The organism is Anaerofustis stercorihominis (assembly GCF_005844425.1).
GTDB classification, from domain to species: Bacteria; Bacillota; Clostridia; order Eubacteriales; family Anaerofustaceae; genus Anaerofustis; species Anaerofustis butyriciformans.
In genome coordinates, this window is sequence record NZ_SPHL01000054.1 from 1 (window position 1) to 7,784 (window position 7,784).

Here is a 7,784-nt window from a genome sequence, read left to right on the forward strand (position 1 = left end):
CCTTTTGCAACCTTTGCCTTTTTTGTTATATCGGATACAGATGTATTTTCTATTCCTTTTGTGGTAAATAAAATAAAAGCACAATCAAGAAGATTATCCAATTTTTTTCTTTTCTTATCTTCAATAATACCCATAATAATCTCTCCCTTAATAAAAAAGTAGCACATTAAAAATATTTTGTCAATTGATTAAATTATAAAAAATGACTAATAGTCAATTTTTTATATAAATAATATTGACTATTGGTCATTTTTGTATTATAATCCCATATAATAAAAATGACTAATAGTCATTTTTATTATAAAAGGAGGAGAGCTAATGAATAAAATATCACAAAAAATAGTAAAACATAGAATTCTTATTTTATTAATTGCTGTTTTACTGTTAATACCTTCTGTTATAGGGTTTATAAACACAAAAATAAATTATGATATCCTTTCTTATCTTCCAAAAGATTTGGAGACGATGAAAGGTCAAGATGTACTTATGGATGAATTCGGTAAAGGTGGATTTTCCATGTATATAGTAAAAGGAATGGATAATAAACAAGTTGAAAATTTAAAAGAAAAAATAGAAAAAGTAAACCATGTTGACTCAGTAATATGGTATGACGATATCTTGGATTTATCCGTACCAAAAGAAATACTGCCGGATAATATTTATAGCACTTTTAATAATAAAGATGAAACTTTAATGGCTATATTCTATGATACTTCAATGGGTTCAGACGAAACTATGCAGGCGGTTGAAGATATAAGAGATATTTCAAACGAAGAATGTTTTGTAAGCGGAATGTCTTCTGTAGTAACGGATATAAAAAATCTTATCAACCATGAAACAGTTGTATATGTAATCATTGCCGCTATACTTACTGGATTAATTTTAGGTTTTTCAATGGATTCTTTTATGATACCTGTATTTTTCTTACTTAGTATAGGTATTTCAATAATATACAACCTTGGAAGTAACTTCTTCTTTGATGATATATCTTTTATAACCAAAGCTCTTGCCGCTGTTTTACAGTTAGCTGTTACGATGGACTATTCTATATTTTTATATCACAGATACAAAGAAGAACTTGCTAATTACCAAGATAAAAACGAAGCTATGGCTCATGCAATAACAAATACTTTTACATCTATAGTAGGAAGTTCAATAACTACAATAGCAGGATTTTTATCACTCTGTTTTATGACATTTACTTTAGGACTTAATCTTGGAATAGTAATGGCAAAAGGGGTTGTAATAGGAATAATATCTTGTGTAACTATTCTTCCATCACTAATACTTACTTTTGAAAAATCTATTAATAAATTTAAACATAGAAACTTTATGCCAAGTTTTGATAAGCTTAGTAATTTTGTCATAAAAAATTATAAAGTATTTGCAATTCTATTCTTAGTAATATTGATACCTTCAATATACGGATACAACAATACAAAAGTTTACTATAACTTATACGATACATTACCTCAAACATGTGAAAGTATAAAAGCAAATAACGAAATAGAAAAAACATTTAATATAGGTTCAACTCATATGGTTCTTCTTGATAAAGATATTTCAAGAAAAGAAAGTTATGAGCTAACAAAAAAAATAGAAAATATTGATGGAGTAAAAGATGTTTTATCAATGGATACAATAATTGATCCATCAATGCCTGATGAAATAATACCAAATGAATTAAAAGATCAAATTGAAAGTAATAACTATAAACTAATGATTATTAATTCTAACTATAAAACAGCATCAGATGAAGTAAATAATCAAATAACAAAAATACAAAATTTAACAAAATCATATGATAAAAATTCAATGTTTATAGGTGAAGCTCCTTGTACAAAAGACCTTATTGATGTTACAGACCATGATTTTAAAGTTGTAAATTATATATCAATAACCACAGTATTCTTAATAATACTTACAGTATTCAAATCAATTTCAATACCGGTAATTTTGGTAACAATAATCGAATTTGCAATATTTATAAATATGGGACTATCTTTCTACACCAATACTACAATTCCTTTTGTTGCATCAATAGTAATAGGAACCATACAACTTGGAGCAACTGTTGATTATGCAATATTAATGACTACAAGATATAAAGAAGAAAGAGAAAAAGGAATGACAAAAAAAGATGCGGTATTATTAGCTTTAAAAACTTCAACAAGCTCAATTATTGTAAGTGCTTTAGGATTTTTCTTATCAACTCTGGGAGTTTCTTTATATTCAAAAATAGATATGATAAGTGCAATTTGTACTCTTTTATCAAGAGGCGCAATAATAAGTATGTTTGTAGTAATACTAATGCTTCCTAGTGCACTTATGATATTCGATAAATTAATAATAAAAACAACTTATAAATTTAAAGTAAAAGAAGGAGAATAAAAAATGAAAAATAAAAAGAAAGTATTATCTTTAATATTATCATCTTTATTTGCTTTATCAATTTGTACTCCAAGCGTATTTGCAAAAGATTCAAACGTAAGTAAAGAAGAAAGCGTTTATGTTATATCAGATGCCAACGGAAACGTTAATAAAGAAATCGTAAGCGTAACATTAAAAGGCGGTAAAAAAGGAGAAAAAATAGAAGATAAAACAAACTTAAATGATATTGAAAATTTAAAAGGAAATGAAACTTTTGATAAAAAATTTTCAGAAGTAGTATGGAATTCACAAGGAAAAGATATAACATATCAAGGAACTTCAAATAAAAAACTTCCAGTAAATATTAAAATGACTTATTATTTAAACGGTGAAAAAATATCTGCAAAAGATATTGCACATAAAAGCGGTAAAATAAAAATAAGAATAGACTATGATAACGTAACATTTGAGAATAATGCTTTTATGGCAGTATCAGGAATGATTTTAGATTCAAATAAAATAAGTAATATAAAAGTTACAAACGGAAAAAGTGTAGATGAAGGAGAAAATACGATTGTAATGTGTTATGCTTTTCCGGGACTTGATGAATCTATTTCAGTAAGAGGTTTTGATATTCCTTCATATGCAGAAATAACTTTTGATGCAAAAGATTTTACAATGGACGGAACAATGAGTTATGTAACAAATGAAGTATATAAAGACATTAACTTAGACGATGTTGACAGTATTATGGATTTAACAAATTCATTAAATAAGTTAAGCAGTTCTTCAAAAGAACTTGTTAACGGTTCAAAATCATTAAACGAAGGTATTAATCTTTTAATAGATAAATCAGGAACTCTTACAACAGGGATAGATAAACTAAACAGCGGTGCAAAACAACTTGCAAAAGGAAGCGAACAACTAAAAGTCAGTGCTAATGATTTAAAAGACGGAGCAAGCCTTTTATCTGATAATATAGGAAAACTATCATCAGGTATAGAAGCTACAAAAAACGGAAGCACTAAACTTAAAGATGGAATAAATAAAGCAGGTAACAGCCTTAGTGAAACAATAAGCTACAACGAGCAAGTATTAAGCGGATTAAATACAACAATTGAACAACTTGAAAAATCTCAGCCTGACAGTCCTTTACTTGAAAATTTAAAAACAATGCAATCTACTTTATCACAAACTATAAATGCACAAAAACAAATTCAGTACAGCTTAACTAGTAATGAAGAAGGTACTATTTTAAATGGTGCTTCAAGTGTTGAAAGCGGTCTTGATACATTATATTTATCAAGTAATAGATTAAAAACTGAGGGAAGCGACCAGATAGTTTTAGGAGTAGATCAATTTATAAATCAAGGTATTAATCCTTTAATTCAAGGAAGCAAAGATTTAGACAGCGGACTTACAACATTAAAACAAGGAAGCGATAAACTAATTGAAGGAATATCATCCCTTGAAAAAGGTTCTAAAGAATTAGAAGAAGGAATGGATACTTTTGATAAAGAAGGAATAGAAAAATTAGTAAGTACACTTGGAAGTCTTGATAGTTTAAAAGGAAGAATTCATAGTGTAGTAGATAATGCAAACAGTTATGATAACTTTTCAGGACTTAGTGACGGTATGAATGGAAGCGTTAAATTTATATATAAAACAGAAGCTATAAAATAACAAATAAAAAAAGAATAACATTAGTTATTCTTTTTTTATTTATATTCACTTAAAAATTGTTCCAAATTTTTAACATCTTCATCATTTGGATGATTTAGAGCTATATCAAAATTTTTTATCATATCTTTTATTCCTTCATTATCAGGATTTTCTTTAAGTATATTCTCATATCTTTTTCTTATTCCCATTCCCATTTTACCCTGACATATAAAGTAATCAATATATTCACAGCTTTCATTTATTGATTTTTTTACATTATCTATTATCTTATCGTAATATTCTTTATTACTCATAAATCCCGCAGTACCAAATAAAACTATCTTTTTATTTTTTATCTTACTTAAAAGTTCTTTTATTTCATCGGTTGCATTTCCTTTATCTGTCCAAAATCCCACAAAAACAATATCTTCATTATTGTCTTCATAAACACCATTATATTTTTCAAATTTAACAATTTTATCTTTTAATATTTCATTTATTTTATTTGCAATAAATTCTGTATTACCAGTTAAAGAATTATAATATATACTGTATTTCATAACTTTCTCCTTATGTATTTCTATTTATTATATATATTTTTATATTTTTTCAAATACTTTTAACAAAAAAAGAACCAAAAAGGTTCTTTTTAAGAAAGTCTTACAGGCATTATTAGATAAGTATATTTCTTTGAATTTACCGGTTTTATCAAACAAGGACTGTTTGAAGAATTAAATTCAAGTATAACTTTTTCATCTTCAATAACTTTAAGAGCATCTATTATATATCTGCTGTTGAAAGATATATCAAGATCTTCTCCGCTTAAATTAATAGAAATATTTTCTTCTACATTACCAAAAGCAGATTTACTTGTAAGAAGTAAATTATTTTCGCTAAAATGCATTGTTATAAGATGAGCTCTTCCTTCATCTGAAATGATTGAAGCTCTTTCACAAGCTGACAATAATTCCATTCTGTTCATTTTAACAATTGTTTTGCTTTCTTTTGGAAGAAGATTTACATAATCAATAAATTGACCTTGTAATAAACTTGAAACAATTTGTGTTCTTCCAACACTTGCTATGAATTTTTTATCATTAATATTTAAGAATACATCATCTTCATAATTTGTAAGTATTTTATTAAGCTCGTTTAAAGTACTTGCAGGAACGACACATTTTATATTATTCATATATCTTTCCTTTGACTGTTCGCTTCTTATAGCCATTCTGAAGCCGTCTATTGCAACGAATTTAATATCTTCATCATTATTTTCTATAAGTATACCTGTTAAAATAGGTGAAACAGAATCAGAACTTGCACAAGCAAATGATGTTTCTTTAATCATGTTTCTTATTGTAGCGTTATCCATTTTTATAAAGTCATTTATATTATAAACTTCTTTATTTGGGAAAGTTCTGTAATCCATGGCAGAAATATTAAATTTAGAATTTAAACAAGTAAGTTTAATATTGTTATTTTCATCTGCATCTATTTCAACTTCTCCATTATCAAAGCTTCTTACTATATCACTTAGTATTCTTGAATTAATAAGTAATTTACCTTCTCTTATTACTTTTGCATCTATTATTGTAGATATTTGTATTTCTTTATTTGTAGCATATAGGGAAAGTACATCATCATAACTTTCAAGAAGTATTCCTTCTAAAGAGCCTACATTTCTAAGTGTTGTTGCTTTACTTACTGTTACAAGTGCTTTTAGAAATTCATTTCTGTCTACTTTTATATTCATGTTTTCATCCTTTCATGTTTAGTGGGACCTATCTATATAATATTTATTTTTTATTAAAAAGTAATAGTATTAGTAGTGTTGATAATGTTGATAACTTCATTTATCCTTTTTAATAAGCATTTTTTGACTGTTTTTTAATGTTAATAAATCAAAATATTTATAGGATAAGTCTATTAATAAGTTGTTATTTACTGTTTTTTATGCTTGATGTTATCTTATCTATTTCTTCTTGAAGTCCGCCGTTTGTTTTTAAATCTTCTTTTATTTTGTCATATCCGTGTATTACTGTTGAATGATCTCTTCCTCCGTAATATTCTCCTATTGTAGGTAGAGAGTTATCAGTAAGTTCTCTTGATAAGTACATACATATTTGTCTTGGATATGCTATATTTTTTGTTCTTCTTTTTGATAAAATATCATCTTTTGTTATATTGTAATATTCACAAACAACTTTTGTTATTAAATCAAGAGATATTTTTTTATCACTTATATCAATTATATCTTTTAATCCTTTTTTTACAAGGTCTAATGTTAAAGGTTTATTATAAAATTCGCTTAATGCCATTACCTTTAAAAGTACGCCTTCAAGTTCTCTTATGTTGGATTCAATATTTTCTGCTATATAATTAAGTATTTCGTTACTTACCTGATAGTTTTCTTCTTTAGCTTTCTTTCTTAAAATTGCAAGTCTTGTTTCAAAATCAGGCATTGATATGTCGCATATAAGTCCAAGAGAGAATCTTGAACGAAGTCTGTCTTCAAGATTATGTATTTCTTTAGGTGGTTTATCAGACGTAAGCACTATTTGTTTATTTGAACCTTGAAGTGCGTTAAATGTATGGAAAAATTCATTTTGTGTTTCGTTTTTTCCGGCAATAAATTGTATATCGTCTATTAAAAGTACATCTGCGTTTCTATATTTATTTCTAAATTGTACGTTTGTTTTATTTTGTATTGCATCTAAAAACTCATTTAAGAATTGTTCGCTTGATAGTAGCACTACTTTTTTTGTAGGGTCTTTTCTTAAAATATGTTGTGCTATTGCGTGCATTAAGTGAGTTTTACCAAGTCCAACTCCTCCATATATAAAAAGCGGATTGTATTTCTTAGCCGGAGCATCTGCAACCGCAACTGATGCTGCGTGAGCAAATCTGTTATTTGCACCTACAACAAAGGAATCAAATGTATATTTAGGATTAAGCTGAATATATGAAGTATTATATATATTATATTCAACGTTTTTTTTATTTTCTTTTGTTGCTGCTATTTCTTTTAGTGCTTCTTCTTTTGTATATACCATATCGTTTGAAGAAGCGACCACAAACTTAACTTTTATGTATCTTTGAGTATAGTATTTTAATGCGTTTTCAACCAGTACCGCATATTGCCCCTCAAGTAAAATTTTATTTCCCTCATCCGGTACTTGAAGATAGAAAGTATCATCTTCAAAGGCTAGGGGTGTAATGGATGATTCAAAGTATTCTTTGAATACAAAATCCGAAAGTTCATCTTCCAGATATTCTAGTGCGTTATTCCATAGTTCTTGTTCAAAAGACATTACAACCTCCAAAATAATATTGATATATAAATCAATCTAATTTTTTTTATTCTTTTTGACAAATTATTCACATATGAGTTATCAACATATAAACGAACGAAAAAAGCGTATTTTTAGGAAAAATGCAGAAAAAAAATAAGGCTTATCCATAAAACACCAACAAATTGTTAATAACTTTACAAAATATATGTAGATAAGTGGTCTTTTTACCTATTATAGCAAAAAAAAACAATTTATCAACAATTAAATTTTGAGTTATAAACAGGTGAAAAATACATAAAAAACACAATATATATTAAAAATTTTTATATATTTTTATGTATTTTGTGTTTTTTTATAAAAAAGGATAAAAAAATTTAAAAAAAATTTTATAAAGTCAATAATTTTATTTACATATTGTTTACAAAATATTTATCCATTAAAGATATTACTATTTTATAT

The 7,784-nt window shown here is 26.5% G+C and carries 6 protein-coding genes; 2 read left to right on the forward strand and 4 right to left on the reverse strand.

Features of this window, described 5'->3' with window-relative positions:
- A partial coding sequence (locus tag FGQ49_RS10830; RefSeq protein ID WP_138269665.1) for a TetR family transcriptional regulator occupies positions 1–167 on the reverse strand: 167 nt, incomplete at its 3' end.
- A 151-nt stretch (positions 168–318) separates the two neighbouring features.
- Here FGQ49_RS10830 and FGQ49_RS09675 point away from each other — a divergent pair.
- The gene (locus tag FGQ49_RS09675; protein WP_138269666.1) at positions 319–2,391 is read left to right on the forward strand and encodes an efflux RND transporter permease subunit; all 2,073 of its coding nucleotides are present in this window, start codon (positions 319–321) and stop codon (positions 2,389–2,391) included.
- Positions 2,392–2,394: 3 nt separating this feature from the next.
- Positions 2,395–4,053, forward strand: coding sequence for a hypothetical protein (locus FGQ49_RS09680; protein ID WP_138269667.1), 1,659 nt, complete (start codon positions 2,395–2,397; stop codon positions 4,051–4,053).
- Positions 4,054–4,088: 35 nt separating this feature from the next.
- Here FGQ49_RS09680 and bilS read toward each other — a convergent pair whose 3' ends face one another.
- The 3 genes from bilS to dnaA form a co-directional block, all read right to left on the reverse strand.
- On the reverse strand, positions 4,089–4,592 hold the full coding sequence (gene bilS / locus FGQ49_RS09685; RefSeq protein WP_138269668.1) for a flavodoxin family protein BilS: 504 nt from the start codon (positions 4,590–4,592) through the stop codon (positions 4,089–4,091).
- An 89-nt stretch (positions 4,593–4,681) separates the two neighbouring features.
- On the reverse strand, positions 4,682–5,785 hold the full coding sequence (dnaN, locus tag FGQ49_RS09690; RefSeq protein WP_138269669.1) for a DNA polymerase III subunit beta: 1,104 nt from the start codon (positions 5,783–5,785) through the stop codon (positions 4,682–4,684).
- 184 nt (positions 5,786–5,969) lie between these two features.
- On the reverse strand, positions 5,970–7,343 hold the full coding sequence (gene dnaA / locus FGQ49_RS09695; protein WP_138269670.1) for a chromosomal replication initiator protein DnaA: 1,374 nt from the start codon (positions 7,341–7,343) through the stop codon (positions 5,970–5,972).
- Positions 7,344–7,784: the final 441 nt, after the last annotated feature.